Source organism: Reyranella sp., from assembly GCF_036558665.1.
In the GTDB taxonomy this organism is placed as follows: Bacteria; Pseudomonadota; Alphaproteobacteria; order Reyranellales; family Reyranellaceae; genus Reyranella.
In genome coordinates this window covers 1-19,998 of sequence record NZ_DATBFE010000038.1, presented here as the reverse complement: position 1 = coordinate 19,998, position 19,998 = coordinate 1, and the positions used below count along the sequence as shown (strand labels likewise).

23 protein-coding genes and 1 pseudogene are annotated in these 19,998 nt (G+C 66.6%); 10 read left to right on the top strand and 14 right to left on the bottom strand.

Going from position 1 to position 19,998, the window contains the following annotated elements; translation table 11 throughout:
* Positions 1-65: 65 nt before the first annotated feature.
* Genes leuC through ffh form a run of 6 tightly spaced genes read right to left on the bottom strand, consistent with a single transcriptional unit; the run spans position 66 to position 5,085 of the window.
* Positions 66-1,511, bottom strand: coding sequence for a 3-isopropylmalate dehydratase large subunit (gene leuC / locus VH499_RS05575; protein ID WP_332051705.1), 1,446 nt, complete (start codon positions 1,509-1,511; stop codon positions 66-68).
* Positions 1,512-1,518: 7 nt separating this feature from the next.
* Positions 1,519-2,001, bottom strand: a complete 483-nt coding sequence (gene rplS / locus VH499_RS05570) for a 50S ribosomal protein L19 (protein WP_332051704.1) — start codon at positions 1,999-2,001, stop codon at positions 1,519-1,521.
* A gap of 16 nt (positions 2,002-2,017) precedes the next feature.
* Positions 2,018-2,737, bottom strand: coding sequence for a tRNA (guanosine(37)-N1)-methyltransferase TrmD (gene trmD / locus VH499_RS05565; protein WP_332051703.1), 720 nt, complete (start codon positions 2,735-2,737; stop codon positions 2,018-2,020).
* A 6-nt stretch (positions 2,738-2,743) separates the two neighbouring features.
* The gene (gene rimM, locus VH499_RS05560; RefSeq protein WP_332051702.1) at positions 2,744-3,259 is read right to left on the bottom strand and encodes a ribosome maturation factor RimM; all 516 of its coding nucleotides are present in this window, start codon (positions 3,257-3,259) and stop codon (positions 2,744-2,746) included.
* Positions 3,259-3,636 carry a 30S ribosomal protein S16 gene (gene rpsP, locus VH499_RS05555; RefSeq protein WP_332051701.1) on the bottom strand — a complete coding sequence of 126 codons (378 nt, stop codon included), beginning with the start codon at positions 3,634-3,636 and terminating at the stop codon, positions 3,259-3,261. The genes rimM and rpsP overlap by 1 nt, the downstream gene beginning before the upstream one ends.
* A gap of 45 nt (positions 3,637-3,681) precedes the next feature.
* Entirely contained in the window at positions 3,682-5,085 is a 1,404-nt protein-coding gene (gene ffh, locus VH499_RS05550; RefSeq protein ID WP_332051700.1) for a signal recognition particle protein, read from the bottom strand.
* A gap of 146 nt (positions 5,086-5,231) precedes the next feature.
* Between ffh and VH499_RS05545 the strand changes: the two genes are divergently transcribed.
* On the top strand, positions 5,232-5,888 hold the full coding sequence (locus tag VH499_RS05545; protein ID WP_332051699.1) for a type II CAAX endopeptidase family protein: 657 nt from the start codon (positions 5,232-5,234) through the stop codon (positions 5,886-5,888).
* 1 nt (position 5,889) lies between these two features.
* On the opposite strand, the gene VH499_RS05540 is transcribed toward VH499_RS05545, so the two are convergent.
* Entirely contained in the window at positions 5,890-6,492 is a 603-nt protein-coding gene (locus tag VH499_RS05540; protein WP_332051698.1) for a 2-hydroxychromene-2-carboxylate isomerase, read from the bottom strand.
* A 79-nt stretch (positions 6,493-6,571) separates the two neighbouring features.
* On the opposite strand from VH499_RS05540, the gene VH499_RS05535 reads away from it, so the two are divergent.
* The 4 genes and pseudogenes from VH499_RS05535 (at position 6,572) to VH499_RS05520 (ending at position 9,852) form a co-directional block, all read left to right on the top strand.
* Positions 6,572-7,456: a hypothetical protein gene (locus tag VH499_RS05535; protein WP_332051697.1), complete on the top strand. Its 885-nt coding sequence runs from the start codon at positions 6,572-6,574 to the stop codon at positions 7,454-7,456.
* Between the two features lie 6 nt (positions 7,457-7,462).
* Positions 7,463-8,311 (top strand): diaminopimelate epimerase, encoded by an 849-nt coding sequence (dapF, locus tag VH499_RS05530; RefSeq protein ID WP_332051696.1) that lies wholly within the window; start codon positions 7,463-7,465, stop codon positions 8,309-8,311.
* Between the two features lie 9 nt (positions 8,312-8,320).
* Positions 8,321-9,268 (top strand): annotated as a pseudogene (gene ftsY, locus VH499_RS05525) (signal recognition particle-docking protein FtsY); the annotation flags it as partial.
* Positions 9,265-9,852, top strand: a complete 588-nt coding sequence (locus tag VH499_RS05520; protein WP_332051695.1) for a septation protein A — start codon at positions 9,265-9,267, stop codon at positions 9,850-9,852. The pseudogene ftsY and the gene VH499_RS05520, both read left to right, overlap by 4 nt.
* A gap of 30 nt (positions 9,853-9,882) precedes the next feature.
* Here the strand turns inward: VH499_RS05520 and VH499_RS05515 are convergent, their stop codons facing one another.
* From VH499_RS05515 to hemC, 7 genes are all read right to left on the bottom strand, one after another.
* Positions 9,883-11,214: a Rieske 2Fe-2S domain-containing protein gene (locus VH499_RS05515; protein ID WP_332051694.1), complete on the bottom strand. Its 1,332-nt coding sequence runs from the start codon at positions 11,212-11,214 to the stop codon at positions 9,883-9,885.
* Between the two features lie 95 nt (positions 11,215-11,309).
* Positions 11,310-12,374 carry a S8/S53 family peptidase gene (locus VH499_RS05510; protein ID WP_332051693.1) on the bottom strand — a complete coding sequence of 355 codons (1,065 nt, stop codon included), beginning with the start codon at positions 12,372-12,374 and terminating at the stop codon, positions 11,310-11,312.
* An 84-nt stretch (positions 12,375-12,458) separates the two neighbouring features.
* Positions 12,459-13,058, bottom strand: a complete 600-nt coding sequence (locus VH499_RS05505) for an NUDIX hydrolase (RefSeq protein WP_332051692.1) — start codon at positions 13,056-13,058, stop codon at positions 12,459-12,461.
* 11 nt (positions 13,059-13,069) lie between these two features.
* Positions 13,070-14,272 carry a phosphoglycerate kinase gene (locus tag VH499_RS05500; RefSeq protein WP_332051788.1) on the bottom strand — a complete coding sequence of 401 codons (1,203 nt, stop codon included), beginning with the start codon at positions 14,270-14,272 and terminating at the stop codon, positions 13,070-13,072.
* 40 nt (positions 14,273-14,312) lie between these two features.
* Positions 14,313-14,540, bottom strand: coding sequence for a sulfurtransferase TusA family protein (locus VH499_RS05495; RefSeq protein ID WP_332051691.1), 228 nt, complete (start codon positions 14,538-14,540; stop codon positions 14,313-14,315).
* On the bottom strand, positions 14,537-15,349 hold the full coding sequence (locus VH499_RS05490; protein ID WP_332051690.1) for a M48 family metallopeptidase: 813 nt from the start codon (positions 15,347-15,349) through the stop codon (positions 14,537-14,539). Before VH499_RS05490 ends, VH499_RS05495 begins: the two co-directional genes overlap by 4 nt.
* Positions 15,350-15,432: 83 nt before the next feature.
* Positions 15,433-16,356: a hydroxymethylbilane synthase gene (gene hemC, locus VH499_RS05485; protein ID WP_332051689.1), complete on the bottom strand. Its 924-nt coding sequence runs from the start codon at positions 16,354-16,356 to the stop codon at positions 15,433-15,435.
* A gap of 46 nt (positions 16,357-16,402) precedes the next feature.
* On the opposite strand from hemC, the gene tsaD reads away from it, so the two are divergent.
* The 5 genes from tsaD to VH499_RS05460 form a co-directional block, all read left to right on the top strand.
* Positions 16,403-17,440 (top strand): tRNA (adenosine(37)-N6)-threonylcarbamoyltransferase complex transferase subunit TsaD, encoded by a 1,038-nt coding sequence (gene tsaD, locus VH499_RS05480; protein ID WP_332051688.1) that lies wholly within the window; start codon positions 16,403-16,405, stop codon positions 17,438-17,440.
* Positions 17,437-18,060, top strand: coding sequence for a 2OG-Fe(II) oxygenase family protein (locus VH499_RS05475; protein WP_332051687.1), 624 nt, complete (start codon positions 17,437-17,439; stop codon positions 18,058-18,060). The genes tsaD and VH499_RS05475 overlap by 4 nt, the downstream gene beginning before the upstream one ends.
* Positions 18,061-18,066: 6 nt before the next feature.
* Positions 18,067-19,056, top strand: a complete 990-nt coding sequence (locus VH499_RS05470; protein WP_332051686.1) for an NAD(P)H-dependent glycerol-3-phosphate dehydrogenase — start codon at positions 18,067-18,069, stop codon at positions 19,054-19,056.
* 1 nt (position 19,057) lies between these two features.
* The gene (locus tag VH499_RS05465; RefSeq protein ID WP_332051685.1) at positions 19,058-19,468 is read left to right on the top strand and encodes an EVE domain-containing protein; all 411 of its coding nucleotides are present in this window, start codon (positions 19,058-19,060) and stop codon (positions 19,466-19,468) included.
* On the top strand, positions 19,465-19,998 hold a 534-nt coding region (locus VH499_RS05460), incomplete at its 3' end, for a DMT family transporter (RefSeq protein WP_332051684.1). The genes VH499_RS05465 and VH499_RS05460, both read left to right, overlap by 4 nt.

Here is a 19,998-nt window from a genome sequence, read left to right as displayed (position 1 = left end):
CCAAAGAAATCGGGCGGTGCATCGCTGCACCGCCCGGAAATGTACCACCATTCGTTGCGGAACGGCTATTGGAAGTCGCGCACATCAGCGAGGGATCCCTTGATGGCCGCCGCGGCGGCCATGGCCGGGCTCACGAGATGGGTGCGTCCGCCGCGCCCCTGCCGGCCCTCGAAATTGCGATTCGAGGTCGAGGCGCAGCGTTGGCCGGGCTCGAGCCGGTCGGCGTTCATGGCCAGGCACATGGAGCAGCCCTGGATGCGCCATTCGAAGCCCGCCTCGAGGAAGATCTTGTCGAGACCTTCCTTCTCCGCCTCGGCCTTCACCAGGCCCGAGCCCGGGACCACCATCGCCGAGACGCCGGGCGCCACTTTGCGGCCCTTCGCGATCTCGGCCGCGGCGCGAAGATCCTCGATGCGGCCGTTGGTGCAGGAGCCGATGAACACGCGGTCGATGGGCACATCGACGAGCCTGGTGCCCGGGATGAGGCCCATATAGGCGAGCGAGCGCGCCCAGGCCTCGCGGCGGTTATCGTCGGGCGCAGTGGCGGGGTCGGGAACGACGTCGGTGATGGGGAGCGCATCCTGCGGGCTCGTGCCCCAGGTCACCATCGGTGGAATGTCCGAAGCGCTGAGGTCGATCTGGGTGTCAAAATGCGCGCCCTTGTCCGACGGCAAACGCCGCCACTGAGCCAGCGCCAGATCCCAGGCGCCGCCCTTGGGCGCATAGGGCCGGCCCATCAGGTACTTGAAGGTCGTCTCGTCCGGCGCGATCAGGCCGGCGCGCGCGCCCGCCTCGATCGACATGTTGCAGACGGTCATGCGGCCTTCCATCGTCATTTCGCGGATGGCGCGGCCGGAATATTCGATCACGTGACCGGTGCCGCCGGCGGTGCCGAGCCGGGCGATGATGGCGAGTATCACGTCCTTGGGCGTGACACCCAGCGGCAGGCTGCCCTCGACCGCAACGCGCATGTTCCTGGCCGGCTTCTGGATCAGCGTTTGCGTCGCCAGCACATGCTCGACCTCGGACGTGCCGATGCCGAAGGCGAGTGCGCCGAAGGCGCCGTGCGTCGAGGTATGGCTGTCGCCGCACACGATCGTCATGCCGGGCAGGGTGAGCCCCTGCTCGGGACCGGTCACGTGAACGATGCCGCGGCGGGGATCATTCAGCCCGAAGTAGGGCACGCCGAAGTCGGCGACGTTCTTCTCGAGCGTCTCGACCTGAATGCGGGATTCCTCGTCGGGGATGCCCTGGCTCATGTCGGTCGTCGGTGTGTTGTGGTCGGCGAGCGCCACGGTAGCGTCGGGCCGGCGCACCGGACGGTGCGCGATGCGCAGGCCTTCGAAGGCTTGCGGACTCGTCACCTCGTGCACGAGATGACGGTCGATATAGATGACGCAGGTGCCGTCGTCCTGACGGTGGACGACGTGGCCGTCCCAGATCTTTTCGAACAGCGTCCGGGGCGGCGGCGGGGGCGGCGGCGGCGTGGCCGACTTCTTGCGGAAGGCCATGGCGCGCCTACTTCTTGCCGCTCTTGGCCGCGCGGACGGTCCTCTCGTCCCTGGGCTTTTCCTTCTTGAGCTTCTCGCGCCGTGGACGCCTCGCCGCCTCCTCGGCCTGCTCAGCGATCAGCTCGCGCTGGGCCTCGACGTCCTCGGCGATGCGGCTCGCCTTGCCGCGCAGCGCCCGCAGGTAATAGAGCTTGGCGCGGCGCACCGTGCCCTTGCGGACGACCTCGATTTCCCAGATGCCGGGGCTGTAGAGCGGGAAGACGCGCTCGACGCCCTCGCCAAAGCTGATCTTGCGCACTGTGAACGAGGAGTTCACGCCATCGTTCTTGCGCGCGATGCAGAGGCCCTCGTAAACCTGGATGCGCTCGCGGTTGCCCTCCTGCACCTTGACGTGCACGCGCAGCGTGTCGCCCGGCTCAAAGCGCGGCACCGGCCGCTCGGCCGTCACCTTGTCCATCGTGGCCTGTGCCAGCGTATCGAGAATGTTCATCGCATCCATCCTTTCGTCACTTCTCTTCGTTACCTGACGCGATCCGCCGGCGCGCCCACAGATCGGGCCGCCGTCGCCGCGTGATCTCTTCCCGCTGCTTCAATCGCCACTCGGCAACCTTGCCGTGGTGACCCGAGACCAGGACCTCCGGCACGCGCCGTTCGGTTCCGTCGGGACCCGACCAGACTGCCGGGCGGGTGTAGTGCGGGTACTCAAGCAGACCGTCCTCGAAACTCTCCTCGCTGGCCGACGCCGGCTCGCCCATCACCCCGGGCAGCAGCCGCACGCAGCAATCCATCACCGCCATGGCCGCGATCTCGCCGCCCGAAAGCACGAAATCGCCGACCGAGACCTCCTCCAACGCGTGGGCCTCGACCACACGCTCGTCGATGCCCTCGAACCTTCCGCACACCAGCAGCACCCCCGGTCCCTCAGCCAGCTTCCGACCGCGCGCCTGGCTGAAGGGCGCACCGCGCGGCGAGAGCAGGATCTTCGGCATGCCGGGTTCGGACGCCTCGATGATCGCCGCCGACAGCACGTCGGGCTTCATCACCATGCCGGCGCCGCCGCCGAACGGCGCATCGTCCACCGTGCCATGCCGATCCGCGGCGAACTGCCGGATGTCGACCGCCTTCAGCGACCACACGCCTTCCTTCAATGCCTTGCCGGCCAGGCTCTCGCCCAGCGGGCCCGGAAACATCTCCGGGAAGAGCGTCAGCGCCGTCGTGCGCCACACGTTGCTTCACGCCTCCTTCGTTTCGTCCTTCGCCAGCAAGCCTGCCGGCGGATCCACCACGACCTTGCCGCCCTCGACGTCGATCTCGGGCACTGCTTCATCGGTGAAGGGCAGCATCGCGCCTCCCGACACCTCCATGACCGGCCCGGCGCCGAAATCGTGGAAGGCGATCACCTGCCCCCAGTCCCGGCCATCCCGGCCAACCGCCGGCAGACCGATCAGGTCTGCCTCGTACCACTCCCGCTCGCCGGCCTCGGGCAAGGCGCTGCGCCCTACGTAGAGCCGCAAGCCGCGCAACGCTTCCGCCGCCGCGCGATCGGCGACACCCTCGATCCGGGCCAACACCGTGCCACGTGCGGCACTCAACGCTTCGACCCGGTACTCCTTATCCCCTGCCTCGTCCGACAGCGGGCCGTACGTGCCGACCGCCATCGGGTCCTCGGTGAAGCTCTTGATGCGCACCAGGCCGCGCACTCCGTGCGGCGCCGCGACGACGCCCAACAGAACGCGGCCCTTGCTCATCAGGAGGCAGCAGCCTCCGTCTTCTCACCTTCCGCCGGCGCGGCCCCCGCGCTGGCGGCCGCCTTCAGCCGCTCCTGCGCCTTGGCACGCGGCTGGTTCTTCCTGGTCTGTTCGCGGCGCTCGCGCGGCTTCATCAGCTCGGCTTCGGCCAGGAACTTCGCGACCCGGTCCGATGGCCGGGCGCCGACCTTGAGCCAATGCGCCATGCGCTCCTTGTCCATGGTCACGCGCTGGGCGTGCTCGCGCGGCAGGAGCGGATTGTAGGTCCCGAGCTTCTCGATGAAGCGGCCATCGCGCGGGCTGCGCGAATCGGCCACCACGATGTGGAAGAACGGCCTCTTCTTGGCGCCGTGGCGGGTCATGCGGATGGCTAGCATTCTCTCTCCTTTGATTCGTCAGATACGGTTCACGTTCACCAAAGTTCAGCGCGGGAAGCCGGGCGGCGGCGTCATGCCGCCGAGGCTGCGCATGAATCCCTTCTCCCCGAGCTTGTTGACGCGCTTCATCATCTTCACCATGTCGGCGTGCTGCTTCAGGAGCTTGTTGACGTCCTGGACCTGCACACCCGAACCCCTGGCGATGCGCTTCTTGCGGGAGGCATGGATCAGGTCCGGGTTGCGCCGTTCTCTCGGCGTCATCGCCAGGATGACTGCCTCCTGGCGCTTGAGCTGCTTCTCGTCGATCTTGGCCTTGGCCATCGCGGCCTTGGCCTGCATGGCGCCCGGCAGCATGCCCATCAGGCCCTGCAAGCCGCCCATCTTGCGCAGTTGCCGGAGCTGGGCCAGCAGGTCGTCCATGTCGAACTGGCCCTTGCGCACCTTGGCGGCGAGCTTCTCGGCCTCTTCCTTGTCGATCGTCTCGGCCGCCCGCTCCACCAGCGAGACGATGTCGCCCATGCCGAGGATACGGGACGCGATGCGGTCGGGATGGAACGGCTCCAGCGCATCGAACTTCTCGCCGACGCCGATCAGCTTGACCGGCCGGCCGGTGACGGCGCGCATCGAAAGCGCGGCGCCGCCGCGGCTGTCCCCGTCGACGCGCGTCAGCACGATGCCGGTGACGGCCAGCCGCTCGTTGAACGCCTTGGCGACATTGACCGCATCCTGACCGGTCATGGCGTCGGCGACGAGCAGCGTCTCCTTGGGCCTGGCGAGATCGGAGATCTCCTTGACCTCCGCCATCAGCTCCTCGTCGATCGAGAGCCGGCCGGCGGTATCGAGGATCAGGACATCGAAGCCCTCGCGCCGCGCTGTCTCGAGCGCGCGCCGGGTGATGGCGAGCGGCATCTCGAGCGGTACGATCGGCAGCGTCGGGACACCGGTCTGCTCGCCCAGCACCTTGAGCTGCTGCTGCGCGGCGGGGCGGCGCGTGTCGAGCGATGCCATCATGACGCGGCGCCGGGTCGAGAAGGTGCCGCCGAACATTTCGGCGGCCATGCCCTGCGGGCCCTGCGCCAACCGATAGCCGATCTTGGCCGAGCTCGTCGTCTTGCCCGAGCCCTGCAGGCCCACCATCAGGATCACGGCCGGCGGGATGGCATTGAGATCGAGGTCGGCCACCGTGCCGCCCAGCATCTCGACGAGGTGATCGCTCACGATCTTGATCACCATCTGACCCGGCGTCACCGAGCGGATGACGTCCGCGCCGATCGCCTTGGGCCGGACTTCGTCGATGAGCTGGCGGACGACGGGCAGCGCCACGTCGGCCTCCAACAGGGCCGTGCGCACTTCGCGCAACGCGGCATCGACATCGGCCTCGGAAAGCGCCCCGCGCCCCTTCAGCTTGTCGAAAACGTCGCCCAGACGCTTGCTGAGACCCTCGAACATCGCACTCCCGCCAGCCCAAAAGGGTATCGCGCCGATGCGCGAACCCTCGCGGATCGACGGAGCTCCCCGAAAGGGGGAGCCATAGAAATCGGCACGACCGATTGAGCGGCCGGGGTATAAGGCCAGACGGGCATGGAGTCAAAGACTTGGCGTCGGAGTACAAGCCGTTGATGGAAAAGGACTATCGCCCCATCCCGGGCTGGGCGCTCCTGCTCTTTCTGTTTGCTCTGGCCGTCCTGTGCTTCGTCGGCGTGCATTTCCTGGCGAGCGGCGCGGTCCTGACCATCCTCGCGGTGTTCTACGGCATAGGACTTTGTGCGGTGCTGGTGGCCGTCGCTCCGCTTGGGCGGGCGGCGCTGCCGGGGCTGGGAATTCGGCCCGCGCACTGGCGACCGGTGGTATTCGGGGTGATCGGCACCCTCGCCCTCTCGGTAGGGGTCAGTCAGCTTGGCCTCGAACCCAAGGCCATGAAGGAGGCCGTCGAGATCGCGCGCCAGCCGGGGTCACTGGCCACGACCTTCGTCATCCTGGCGCTGCTGGCGCCCGTCGTGGAGGAGCTGGTGTTTCGCGGCCTGCTCTATGGCTGGGTGGCCGGTCGCTGGGGCACGATCCCGGCGTGGCTCGTGAGTTCGGTCGCCTTCGCGCTCGCCCACTACGAGCCCGCGCACATCCTTCTGGTGCTGCCGCTTGGCGTGCTGTTCGGCTATTTGCGACGTCGCACCGACTCGCTCTTGCCGTCCCTTTCGGCCCATATCGTCAACAACGGCTTTGCCGTGCTCGCGGCGGCCTATCTCGGAAACTGATTCAGGCCGCGAGCTTGCGGTCGACGAAGTCGAGGCGATCCTGCCCCCAGAAGATCTCGCGGTCGATGACGAATGAGGGCGCGCCGAACACGCCCTGATCGATGGCGTACTTCGTATAGGAGTCACGCTTCTCGGCGATGCCCGGCGTCTCGCTCGCCTTGAGCACCGAATCGGCATCGAGACCGCAGCCGGCAATGATCTCGCGCAGGGTCGCAGGGTCGCCGGTATTCTTGTCCTCGGCCCAGAGCGCGTTCAGCACCGCATGGGCGAGCTTGATCGCATCGGCCATTCGCCCCAACTCGCGCAAGGCGATCACGCATTTGGCCGCTGGCAGCTCGTTGGCCGGGAAGAACTTGGGTTCGACGTTCAGCTTCACGCCGAGGGCGTCGCGCCAGCGCTTCAGCTCCATCATGCGGTAGGCCTGGCGCTGCGGCGCGCGCTTGGGCAGGGGCAGGCCGCCCGAGACGGCAAAGACCGAGCCGAAATCGACCGGCCAGATCGTGACATGTGCGTTGTTCTTCTTGGCGATCGCCTCGAAGCGCCTGGAGCCGAGATAGGTCCAGGGCGAATTCAGCGAAACGTAGTAGTCCACGTGCTTGGCCATGCGATGCGGCCCTCCCTTTCCCCCGGACTGTGGCCGAAAGGCAGGCGACAGCAAAGGGGCGATACGCCATCCTGACCCCGTGACGGAACGGGCGATCGCCATCACCGGCGGCGATGCCGGCTATTTCGAGCTGATGCGCGACTGCGTCGGCTCCCTCCAATCCATTCCGGAGGGTCGTGCCCTCGCGCTCGGCATTCTCGACTGCGGGCTGACGGAGGAGCAGCGCGCCTGGTGTCGCGCGCGCGGCGCTGCTCTTGTCGCGCCCGAATGGGACTTCAACTTTCCCGCACGCGACAGCCTCAGGGACGGCTACAAGGCGCTGACCGCGCGGCCCTTCCTGCCGCGCTACTTCCCGGGCTTCGATCTCTATCTTTGGGTCGACGGCGACTGCTGGGTGCAGCAGGGCAATGCGGTGGAGCTGTTCCTGGGCGCGGCGCGCACCGGCAAGCTCGCAGTGGCGCCGGAGATCCACCGGTCGATGCGGCACTATCACCATGCCTGGAAGGAATTCTCGACGGTGAACGGCGCCGCCTACGAGGCCTGTTTCGGCAGGGAAACCGCCGAGCGGCTGATCCGCTATCCTTTGATCAATGCCGGGGTCTTTGCGCTTGCCCGCGATGCGTGCCACTGGCAGGGCTGGGCCGAGCTGCTGGATGAAGCGCTGCAGCGCTCGACCGACATGGCCGATCAGATTGCGCTCAACGTACTGGTCTACGACAAGGGTTTTTCCCATGAGCCGTTGCCCAGCCGCTGCAACTGGCCGGTGCATCATGCCACGCCAGCCTGGGACGCCGAGCATGGGCTGTTTGTCGAGCCGGCCATGCCCTACGAGCCGCTCGGCATCCTGCATCTCACGATCTATACCAAGAAGCTTGCTGCCTTGGATGTGCGCGAGGTGGGCGGTAATCATGCCGGCGAGGTTCGTGCCCGCTCGTTGCGCTGGCCCGGCCGAACGGCCATATAGCGCGCCATGACCGGAGCGCCGTTCCTGAAGATGCACGGGTTGGGCAATGACTTCGTCGTGCTCGATGGCCGCAGGGCAGCGCTTGCCCTGACGCCCGAGCGTCGCCGTGCCATCGCTGATCGCCGTCTCGGAGTAGGCTGTGATCAGTTGATCGTGCTGGAACCGCCGACCGAGCGCGGCGCCGACGTCTTCATGCGAATCTACAATCCCGACGGCGGCGAGGCCGGCGCTTGCGGCAACGCCACACGCTGCGTTGCGTCGGTGCTGATGGATGAGCGCAAGACCGATCTGGTGACGGTGCAAACAATTTCGGGCCTGCTCGAGTCGCAGCGGACAGGCCGCGCTGCCAACGGCCTGCCGGTGATCTCCGTCGATATGGGGCTGGCCCGGCTCGATTGGCGTGACATCCCGGTGCGCGACGCCTGCGACACCAATCACATGCCCGTGGGCGTTGGCCCGCTGCACGATCCGGTCGGCACCAACATGGGCAATCCGCATGCCACCTTCTTCGTCGACAATCTTGGCGCCATTCCATTGGCGGAGCTGGGACCGAAGCTCGAGCACGATCCGTTCTTTCCCGAGCGTGCCAACATCGGTGTCGTCCAGCGCGTGAGCGAAGGGCGGCTCCGGCTGCGGGTCTGGGAGCGCGGTGCGGGGATTACGCTGGCGTGTGGTTCGGGCGCGTGCGCTGCGGTGGTGGCCGCGAGCCGGCGCGGGCTGATCGACCGCAAGGCCGAGGTGATCCTGGAGCGGGGTTCGCTCGCGATCGAGTGGCTGCGCGACGACCACGTGCTGATGACCGGCGGCATTGCGATCGCCTTCAAGGGCGAGCTCGATGTCTCGCTGCTGGCGTGAAGGTGTGATGTGAGCGACGTGGTCGAGACCGAGAGGAAAGGCGGCTGGCTGTCGCGTCTGCGCGCAGGACTGTCGAAGTCGACCAAACGCGTCACCGAGAGCATCACCGGCCTCTTCACCAGGAAGAAGCTCGATCAGGAGACCCTGAACGAGCTCGAGGACGCACTCATCCAGGCCGACCTCGGCGTCAATGTGGCCGCGCGGCTGGTCGAGAAGCTCGGCAAGGAACGGTTCGGCCGGGAAGTGACGGACGAGGAGGTACGCGCCGCCTTCGCCGACGATATCGCCGAGATCCTGCACCCGGTGGCAACGCCGCTCGCGATCGACACCGCGCACAAGCCGCACGTCGTGCTGGTCGTGGGAGTCAACGGATCCGGCAAGACCACGACCATCGCCAAGCTCGCACACCTCTTCAAGGGCGAGGGGCGCAAGGTCATGCTGGCCGCCGGTGACACGTTCCGTGCCGCCGCCGTGGAGCAGCTCAAGGTTTGGGGCGATCGCGCCGGCGTGCCGGTCATCGCCAAGCCGACCGGCGCCGATGCCGCCGGCCTCGCCTTCGAGGCGCTCGAAAAGGCGCGGGCCGAGAGGTGCGACGTGCTTCTCGTGGATACTGCCGGGCGACTGCACAACAAGACCAATCTCATGGAGGAACTGGCCAAGATCGTGCGCGTCATCAGGAAGCTCGATCCCTCGGCGCCGCATTCCTGCCTGTTGGTGCTGGACGCGACCACGGGCCAGAATGCACATGCCCAGGTCGAGACCTTCAAGACCATGTCGCCGGTCGATGCGCTGGTCCTGACCAAGCTCGACGGCAGCGCCAAGGGCGGCGTACTGGTGGCGCTTGCCGAGAAGTTCAAGCTGCCAGTGGTGGCGGTCGGCGTGGGCGAGGGTCTGGACGACCTGCGGCCGTTCGAGGCGCGGGCGTTCGCGCGGGGATTGATGGGGTTGCCGGCATGAGCACGCGCGAAAGCCAGAACCACGGCATCCGCCGGCTTTACGCGACGGCACTCGAGCTGGGGCCATTGCTGCTCTTCTTCATCGCGAACTCGAGGTGGGGCATCTACGTCGGAACTGGTGTGTTCATCGCGGCGTCGGCCTTTTCCTTGCCCTGCTACCGCTGGCTGGAGGGCCGCTGGCCCGTCATGCCGCTGGTCGGCGCCTTTTTCGTGCTGGTGTTCGGCGGACTCACGATCTGGCTGCGCGACGAGACCTTCATCAAGCTCAAACCCACGATCGTGAACAGCCTGTTCGGCATCATCCTGGGTGGCGGGCTCCTGATACTGCGCCGGCCACTCCTGAAGCCCATTTTCGGCGTTGCCTTCCGCCTCACCGACGACGGCTGGCGCAAGCTCACCCTTCGCTGGTCGCTGTTCTTCTTCGTGCTGGCGGCCGTCAACGAAGTGATGTGGCGCAGCTTTTCGACCGAGACCTGGATCGCCAGCAAGATGTTCCTGAGCTTTCCGCTGACGCTGGTCTTCGCCTTCCTGCAGGTGCCGCTGCTGAAGCGGCACTGGGACGGCGAGGAGAGTCCGTTCGGCTGAAGGAGTTCAGCAGGATCCTGGTCACCGCTGCTATTCTGCGGCCAGCGGCATGTCGCGCGTCAGGAGGCCCAGCGGACTTCTCGCGGTCTTGAGTTTCTCGAAATAGGCGTCGAGCCAGTCGACGGTCGCGGGCGCCACGAACGCGCCGCCCCGCGCGCCACGGCAGATATCGGGAGTGTCGACTGTCGCCGGCACCTTGCCTTCTCTCAGGAGCGTTTGCGCGGCTTCCAGGACGCGCTTGCGGGTGAGGGCGATCATCCGGTCCGACGGCGCCAGATGCTCGAGAGTGCGGTCGACAATCTCTCCCATGCATTCGACCGCCGCCTGGTCCTGCCGGCCGATGCCCTGAATGCCGGTGTAGTTGACATGCTTCTGCATCTCGCGGTCGACGAAGTAGTCGTTCTCGCGCCGCGCCACGAGGCGGTGCCGGCCGTACCAGTCGTTGGTGTTCGGCAAGAATTGCATGTCGGGCGCGAGACCCGGGATCCAGTCGCCGTTCCTGAGCGTCTCGAGCGGTCGCGTCTTTTGCTTCCAGCCGAGGTTGTAGGTCATGGTATGCGTGTCATCCATCGGCACGTTCATGGTGCAGGCAACCTGGTCCTCGAACGAGCCGTTCGGCGTCAGCGTAATGAACGGGAACATGAAGTGGGCGAAGCGATAGTAGTAGTGGCCCGGCTCGGCGGGCCGGTAGGCCGCGTACATCGTGCCCCATTCGGTCTCGGTCGCCTTGTATTCGGGCGCGCGATCGCCGACGCCCCATTTGTGAATGGTGTCGGGATCGACATCCTCCATCTTCAACCCGCCGATGTGCAGGAAACCAAAGTGCGAGGTGTCGATATCGCCTTCCAGCGACTGGAACCAGTTGCATTCGCGCTGGTGCACGCGCGTGAAGCGGTCTTCCTCCGGCAGCATCAGGATCTCGAGGTTGGGTAGCGGCGGCGCCTCGGCGCGCGAGCCCATGTAGGTCCAGACGAAGCCCGCGCGTTCCACGACCCTGTAGGCCTTCGCCTTGACGCGATGCTTGAAGTCCTGCGCGGGCGGCACGTTCGGCATGTCGAGACAATTGCCTTCCACGTCGAACTTCCAGCCGTGATAGATGCAGCGCAGGCCGCCTGCTTCGTTGCGGCCGAAGAACAGCGATGCGCAGCGATGGGGACAGCGGTGCTCCATGATGCCCACGCGACCATTCGTGTCGCGGAAGGCGACGAGCTGCTCGCCAAGCAGCAGGAGCCGCATCGGCTCTCCGTCCGCCTTGAGCTCGGACGAAAGGCACGCCGGAATCCAGTATTCGCGCATGAGATTGCCCATGGGCGTACCTGGCCCAACGCGGCACAGCATCTCGTTGTTGGCGGCAGTCAACATCGGTTTCCTCCGTTCTCGCCGATCTACCGTTCGTATGGCACCTCAGACACAGTTTGATCCGTTTTCAATCAGAGGCAGGAAGCGATACGTTGGCCTCAGTCGACTTGCGGCTCGGCCAATGGCGCCTTCTTGAGAGTGTCGAGCCTCGGCAACTTGGCATCCAGCAGGGCGACGCAATCCAGGATGCCGGTATCCCTCGGCGTCGGTTTCGTCGGAACGTCGTTGCCCGCGAGCGCCTGCTTGTTGGCGCGCAGCATTGCCCGAAAAGCCTCGACGCGCTGCCATCCCGCATAGCCGGAAGCCTCCAGTTCGTCACCGCGCATCCTGAGCCACATTGCAGCGGCGCCGACAACGTGGACGGTAGCATAGGAGGTGCCGTCTCCGACCCCGGAAACGTCGGTGAAGGGCTCCGGCAGGCCGAAAACCGAATTGGGCCGCGGCACGTCATCGGCCGGCGCCCAGACATCGATGTATTTTCGCCCATCATCGTAGTCGAAGCACACCCGGCGGCGGGAATTGATGCCGCCGACGAGGATGCTGCGTGAATACCGGCCCGGATAGACGGTGAAGCCGACCAGCTCCGGCGCATCCTCGGTCTGGCCGGCAGCGCCAACCACGATGACGCCCCGTTCATATGCATGGTCGACGGCCCGGCCGAGGGCGTGCATCTGCTTGATGTTGCCGAAGACCGACTGCACGCCGAGGCTGATCGAAATCACGTCGGCGAGGTTGCGATCGACGGCATCCATGACCGCGAGCGCGACATTCACGATGGTCCTGCCTGTCAGCACGACACCGTTGGTCACCCGATAAGGCACCACGGGCACGGTCGGACAGACGCCGGTATAGGTACCGGCAAGGTCGCCACACAATGTGCCGAGCGTGCGGGTGCCATGACCGGGATTGATCCCCAGGCCGCCGGAATAGTTGAGAGGATCGCGCGGCTCCACGACTCCCGGGTCCATGTAGTTGATGCCATCGGCGACCCGAAGTGCCGGAGTGGCGGTCGCCAGATTGAAGACCACGTGGTTGGTGAATCCGGTATCGAGATGGGCGACGACGACGCCCCGCCAGTCGTTGGTCGGCCCGAGTTCCGCCGAGACACGGGTCATTGCCTCACGAGAGCGCACGGCATCGATATTCCACGCACTGCTTGGCATGCCCTTCTCCCCGCTGCCCGTCCATGATGGCCCTCGGCAGGCGGGATCTGCAAGACGGACGCCGCGCCGGCGGGCCTTGCGAAGTCACACCGTTGGCGGCTTGCGCGGCGGCCACATCCGGGCGAGCTCGCCCGTTGGATTGGAATAGGTCGCAAAGTCGGCCTTGCCGCGCGCGTCGTGGAAATGCGCCAGCGCCCAGACCACTGTCGGAAAGGCGAGCTGCTCCCAGGGGATGTCGCTCCAGTCGAGCAAGGCCACGGCCTCACTTTCCACGCCCGGCGCCACGTCGGCGCTCACGAGGCGCGCGCGATACATGATCTGCACCTGCCCGATCCGCGCCACGCTGTACATCGCGAGCAGACGGTCGATCTCGATCGTGGCGCAGGCCTCCTCCCGCGCCTCGCGTTGCGCCGCCTGCTCGGTGGTTTCGCCCAGTTCCATATAGCCGGCGGGAACCGTCCAGAAGCCTTTGCGCGGCTCGATGGCGCGCTTGGCGAGCAGGATCTTGTCGCCCCAGCTGCAGATGGCGCCGGCGACGATCTTGGGGTTCTGGTAGTGGATGAACTCGCACCGCGCGCAGACCAGGCGTTCGCGATTGTCGCCGTCGGGAATGCGCTTCTCGAAATGCTCCGGCGGGTCCCAGGGAAGCCGCGGCCGGTCGGGAAGGACGGGAGGCGTGCTCATCGCCTGCCGTCCTACGCTGCCCGGATCAGCGCCGCAACGCCGGGCAGGGTCTTGCCTTCCATCCATTCGAGGAAGGCGCCGCCGGCCGACGAGACGTACGAGAACTTGTCCTCCACGCCCGCGGCGGCCAGCGCCGCCACTGTGTCGCCGCCACCGGCGACGGAAAGCAGCTTCTTCTCCGCGGTGCGGTCGGCGACCGTCCGGGCCAAAGCCACCGTGCCGCGATCGAACGGCTTTATCTCGAAGGCCCCGAGCGGGCCGTTCCAGACCAGGGTCGCGCACTCGCTCACTTCCTTCTGGTAGAGCGCGATCGACTTCGGCCCGACATCGAGGATCATCTGGTCGTCCGGACAGGCCTTGGCATCGACCACTCTGTTGGGCGCGCCGGCTTTGAACTCGCCGGCGACGACGACGTCGACCGGCAACAGGACGGCGCACTTCGCCGTCTTGGCCTTGTCGAGGATGTCGAGGGCGGTCCCGCCGAGATTTTTCTCCGACAGCGACTTGCCGACCGGGATGCCCTGCGCCTGCAGGAAGGTGTTGGCCATGCCGCCGCCGATGATCAGCTTGTCGACCTTGCCCACCAGGTTGCCGAGCAGCTCGAGCTTGGTCGAGACCTTGGCGCCGCCGACGACCGCGCAGACCGGCCGCCTGGGATTGCCCAGCGCCCTGTGCAGCGCCTCGAGCTCGGCCTGCATCAGTCGCCCCGCCATTGCCGGCAGCTGATGGGCGATGCCCTCGGTCGAGGCATGCGCGCGATGGGCCGCCGAGAAGGCGTCGTCGACATAGAGATCTCCCAGCGCCGCGAGCTTGCCGACGAAGCCTGGATCGTTCTTCTCCTCTTCCTTGTGGAAACGCAGATTTTCCAGCAGCAGCACCTCGCCCGGCTTCAGCGCGCTCACAGCCGCTTCCGCGGCGGGGCCGACGCAGTCGTCGGCGAAAGCCACCGGCTTGCCCAACGCCTTGCTCAAGGGCTCGACCAACGGCTTGAGCGACATCTCCGGCACACGCTTGCCGTCAGGCCGGCCGAAATGGCTGAGCACGATCACCCTGGCGCCCTTGGACGAGAGTTCGGACAAGGTGGGCGCTGCGCGTTCGATCCGCGTGGCGTCGGTCACCTTGCCGTTCTTCATCGGAACGTTGAGGTCGACGCGCACCAGCACGCGCTTGTCCTTGACCTTCTCGGCATCGATCGTCCTGAAGTCGCTCATGATTTCACTCTCTGGAACGCCTTGAGGCCTTCATCAGCGCTGCCTAGCGCTTCCTGATGACGAACACCAGCACCTCGCCCTCGCGGCCGGCCGAAACCAGTTCGTGGCCGGTTTGTCTGCAGTAGGCCGGAAAATCCTGCTCCGCGGCGGGATCGGTCGCGCGTACCGTGAGGACACCGCCCACCGGCAATTCGCGCAGCTTCCGGTTGGCCCGCAGCACGGGCAGCGGACAGAGCAATCCGGTGGCGTCGTATTCCAGCGTCGGGATCATGGATGGTGATAGTACCGCATCGCTTCCGGGACCCAGCGTCGAATGTTCTCGATGCGGGTCTCGTCTGCCGGATGGGTGCTCAGCCATTCGGCCTGCCTGCCGCCCTTGTTGGCGGCGCGCATCCGCTCCCACAGGCCGATCGCCTCGTGTGGATCGTAGCCGGCGCGTGCCATGAGAACGAGCCCGATATGGTCGGCCTCCGCTTCCTGTTCACGCGACATCGGCAGGAGAATGCCGACGCTGGCCCCGGCCCCCAGCGCTGCGATCACCAACGGGGAATAGGACGCGGTGCGCTGATCGCTGCTCGCACTGAGAGCGAGCGCTGCTGCGGCGACGCCCGCTGTGACAAGCGTCTGATCGCTCAGCCGTTCGGCACTGTGGCGAGCGAGCGCATGGGCGACCTCGTGGCCGATCACGGTCGCCAGACCGGCCTCGTTGCGGGTAATCGGCAGCAGTCCCGAATAGACGGCGATCTTGCCGCCGGGCAGGCAGAAGGCGTTGGGGACATTCTTTTTGATGGCGCGGAATTCCCAGTGATAGTGCGGGGCACGCCACATTTCAGCCGGCGGCGATTCGGCCGCGGCGGCAATGCGCCGGCCCACCTTGTCGACCAGGGCATTGAACTCCGCGTCGTGTGACGCCGGCTCCTGGGCCAGCACCTGGCGATAGGCCTGCAGTCCCATCTCGCGCTCCTGGCTCTCGCTTACGAGCATGAGCTGGGACCGGCCGGTGACCGGTGCCGATTCACACGCCGACAGCACGATTGACACGCCGCCGAGGGCGATCAGAACTCGCAGAAGCTTGTGCATGGCGCGAGTCTAGTCGTCACGCTTGACTCGGTCGAGCGCGACCGAATGTCAGTTCCTTCTTGTTTGCCGCAAGGCCAGAACGATCAGAATGAGAAGAAACCCGGTCCGCCCCGGCGCCTGAGCTCCTCGCCCGCGTCATGCCCCAGCCGTCCGGCGTCGGAGGACGGGCCGCGCCTCTCGGTAGCGATGAGATCGGAGCCGTCGGGCTTGGCGATCAAACCACGAAGATGAAGCATGCCGGCTTCCTCCAGCACGGCATGGCCGGCGATCGGTGTCCGGCACGAACCGTCGAGCACCGCGAGCATTGCATGTTCGGCGGCGACGCGGTTGGCGGTCGGAGCATGATCGATCGCAGCGAGCCAGCCGCGCATTCGCTCGTCGTCGGCGCGGCATTCGACACACACCGCACCCTGGCCGACAGCGGGCAGAATCTCGTCCTCCGGCACCGGCGTGCCGACGGCGAGGCCGAGCCGCTTGAGGCCAGCGAGGGCAAGCAGGGTTGCGTCGACCGTCCCGGCTGCGAGCTTGACAAGGCGCGTGTCGACATTGCCGCGAAAGTTTACGATCTGCAGATCGGGACGGCGATGCAGGAGCTGCGCCTTGCGCCGAAGCGCGGACGTGCCGACGACCGCGCCTTGCTTGAGATCGTCGATGCGGTCGACGCCCGCGATCAGCACGTCACGCGCATCCTCACGGGGGAGGAAGGCGGCGATCACGAGTCCCGGTGGCTGCGCGGTCGGCATGTCCTTCATGCTGTGCACGGCGCCATCGATGCGACGGGCGAGCAGCGCTTCCTCGATCTCCTTCACGAAGAGGCCCTTGCCACCCGCTTCCGCCAGTGGCCGATCCTGGATCACGTCGCCGGTCGTTCTGATGGCGATGATCTCGATGGCGTCGGGCGCGGCGAGCGCGGGCACCGCCCCCGCGAGGGCATCGCGCACCAGCCGCGCCTGGGCGAGGGCGAGCTTGCTGCCGCGCGTGCCGAGCCGCAGGAGGAGGGAACTCATGGCGCTGCTCTAGCGCAGCGCCGCTTCCGAGGCTAGAAGGGCCCGCATGCGCGTGATGGGCATCGAGACGAGTTGCGACGAGACGGCGGTCGCCATCGTCGAGGCGCCGCCGGGCGCGAAGCCCGTCGGCCGGATCCTGGCCGATGTCGTTTACAGTCAGTTGACCGAGCACCGGCGCTTCGGCGGTGTGGTGCCCGAGGTAGCCGCGCGCGCCCATCTCGAGCGCCTCGATGGACTGATCGCCGATGCACTGTCGGAGGCGAGGCTCGACTTTGCCGATCTCGATGGCATCGCCGCTACCGGCGGGCCAGGCCTGATCGGCGGCGTCATGGTGGGCGTGATGATGGCCAAGGCGATCGCCTTCGCGCACGAAAGGCCATTCCTCGCCGTCAATCACCTCGAGGGTCATGCGCTTTCGGTGCGTCTGACGGCCGAGGTGTCCTTCCCCTATTTGCTGCTGCTGGTTTCGGGCGGCCATTGCCAGCTCCTGACCGTGCAAGGTCCCGGCCGGTTCCGGCGCCTCGGCACGACGGTCGACGATGCAGTCGGAGAATGTTTCGACAAGACCGCGAAGCTTCTGGGTCTGGGTTTCCCGGGCGGGCCGGCGGTCGAGCGTGCGGCACTCGACGGTGATCCGGACCGCTTCTCCCTGCCACGACCGATGTGGCGCAAGCCAGGCTGCGATTTCTCCTTTTCCGGCCTCAAGACTGCGATCCGGCAGACTGCCGAGAAGCTGCCGGCGAACGACCGGCAGGCTGTCGCCGATCTCTGCGCCTCGTTCCAGCGCACGGTGGGTGACGTGCTTGTCGATCGCTGCGCCAATGCACTCGCGCTTGCCTCTGCGCCGACCCTCGTAGTCGCCGGCGGCGTGGCGGCGAACGCCTATCTGCGGACGCGGCTCGAGGCGCTTGCCGTCGCGCACGGCATGAGGCTGGTTGCGCCGCCGGTAAAGCTCTGTACCGACAACGGTGCGATGATTGCGTGGGCCGGCCTCGAGCGCCTGCGGCTCGGCCGGACCGACACGCTCGATTTTCGCCCGCGGCCGCGCTGGCCGCTCGATACCGTCGGGCAGTCGGCCGCATGACCGGGGCCCCGAAGGTCACGACACTGTTCGGCACGCCGGTGGTGCTGTTCGACGTGCCGGAGGCGCAGGCGCTCAATGTGGAGCTGCGCACCGCGATCGTCGAGCGGCAAAAGGCGCACTCCGGCACGCAGCACTCCAATCTCGGTGGCTGGCAATCGAGCTGGGACATGGAGCGTTGGGGAGGAGCTCCCGCGATCAAACTGCTGGCGTTCGGGCGCAATACCGCCAACCGCGTTACCACCGACCGCGAAGGCAAGCCGGTGGCGATCGTGTGGCGCGCCAACATGTGGGCCAACGTCAATCGCAGCGGCCATGCCAACGAATTCCATTCACATCCCGGCAGCTTCTGGTCCGGCGTCTACTACGTCGATGATGGCGGCATCGCCGACGATCCGTCGCTGGGCGGTGAATTGGAGTTCATGGATCCACGCGGGCCAGGGCCTGCCATGTATGCTCCACAGCTTGCCTTTGGCGCGGCCGGACTGTCGGTGGGCGCCAATGAAATGGTCCGGCCCAGGGCGGGACGGCTCGTCATGTTCCCTTCGTGGCTGCTGCATCAGGTGCGGCCGTACAAGGGAAACGCCGAGCGCATCTCGATTGCCTTCAACCTCAGCCTCTGAACGTCCGTGAATGCCATCGCGCACTTCGGCGTGGTCGGCGGCGGTGCCTGGGGTACAGCCCTTGCCTGCCTTGCCCGCCGTGCCGGGCGCAGGGTGACATTATGGTCACGCGATCCTTCGATCTCCCGATCGATCACCGAGCGCCGCGTCAATCCCGTCTATCTACGGGATATCGTCCTCGACGAGGGCATCGAAGCCGCCGCGAGTCTGGGCGATCTCACCGCTTGCGAGATCATCCTGCTCGCTTGCCCGGCGCAGGCCGTGCGGGACCTGGCGGCGAGACTTGCCGGCGGTGGGCCGATCGTGATTTGCGCCAAGGGCATCGAGGCGACGACAGGCCTACTCATGCCCGAGGTTCTGGCCGAGATCCTGCCGGGACGGCCGGTGGCGCTGCTCTCGGGGCCGAGCTTCGCCGAAGAGGCCGTGCGCGGCCTGCCGACGGCGATCAGCATCGCCACGGCCGATCCGGAGCGGGGTCGCGCGCTTGCGGCAGCGCTCGCGTCCGGCGTCTTCCGGCCCTACTGGACGCACGATGTGCTGGGTGTGGCGTTGGGTGGCGCAGTGAAGAACGTGCTGGCGATCGCGGCCGGCATCGTCGAGGGCCGTGGGCTGGGCGCCAATGCGGCGGCTGCACTGATCACGCGCGGTTTCGCGGAGATGGCGCGTCTCGGCCAGGCGATGGGGGCCGAGCTCGAAACCCTGACCGGGCTGAGCGGCCTCGGCGACCTGGTGCTGACTTGCCACGGGCCGCTGTCGCGCAACCGCTCGCTTGGCGTCGCGCTCGGCAAGGGGCAGTCGCTTGCGCACTACATGAAGGGGCGACGCCAGGTCGTGGAAGGCGAGACGACGGCGCCCGCGGTGCTCGCGCGGGCAGATCGGCTCGGGATCGAGATGCCGATTTGCAGCGCCGTCGATGCTATTCTCCATCGCGGCGCGGATCTCGATCAGGCGATCCGCAGCTTGCTCGCGCGGCCCTTGCGCCGGGAAGGGGAGTGACATGGCCTACTGGCTCATCAAGTCCGAGCCCTCGGCTTATTCGTGGGATCAGCTCGTGAAGGAGAAACGCACCTCCTGGACCGGGGTGCGCAACCCGCAGGCAACGATCAACCTCAAGGCGATGAAGGCGGGCGATCGCTGCTTTTTCTATCATTCCGGCGAGGGCAAGGAGATCGTGGGCATCGCCGAGGTGGTGAAGGCGGCCTACCCCGACCCGACCGACAAGGCCGGCAAAGCGGTGACGGTCGATGTGGCGCCGGTCGGGGCGGTGAAGCAGCCCGTCACGCTTGCTGCCATCAAGGCCGATCCGAGCTTCAAGGACTTCAAGCTGGTGCGTCAGTCGCGCCTGTCCGTCGTACCGGTAAGTGCCGAGCACTGGAAGCTGCTCTCGAAGATGTCCGGCGGGAAGTGATCGATAACAGCCGCGGCATCGTCGCGATGTCGGGTGCGGTCGTCGTCTTCGTCTTCAACGATGCATTGATGAAGCTGGCCACCGAGACCATGCCGGCGGTCCAGGCGATCGGGTTGCGCGGCATCTTTGCAATCCTGTGGTGCGGATTGGCCCTGTGGACGAGCGGCGGCTGGCGCCATGTGGCAGGAATCGCCCATCGGCCGGTGCTGGCGCGCGGGGCACTCGAGGCGGCCGCGGCCATCGTCTATCTGATCGCGCTGTCGCATATTCCCTTTGCCGTTGCGACGGCGGTCAATCTGTCGACTCCGCTCTTTCTCGCTGTGCTCGCGGTGCTGATGCTCAGGGAGAAGGTCGGTTGGCGACGCTGGAGCACGATCGTGCTGGGCTTCGTCGGCGTGGTGATGGTGATCCAGCCGAGGTCCGGCGACATCAATGCCTGGATGTGGGCAGTGGTGGCTGCCGCGCTTCTCGGCGCCCTGCGCGACATCCTGAGCCGCTATGTATCTGCCGCCGTGCCGACCCTGGTCGTG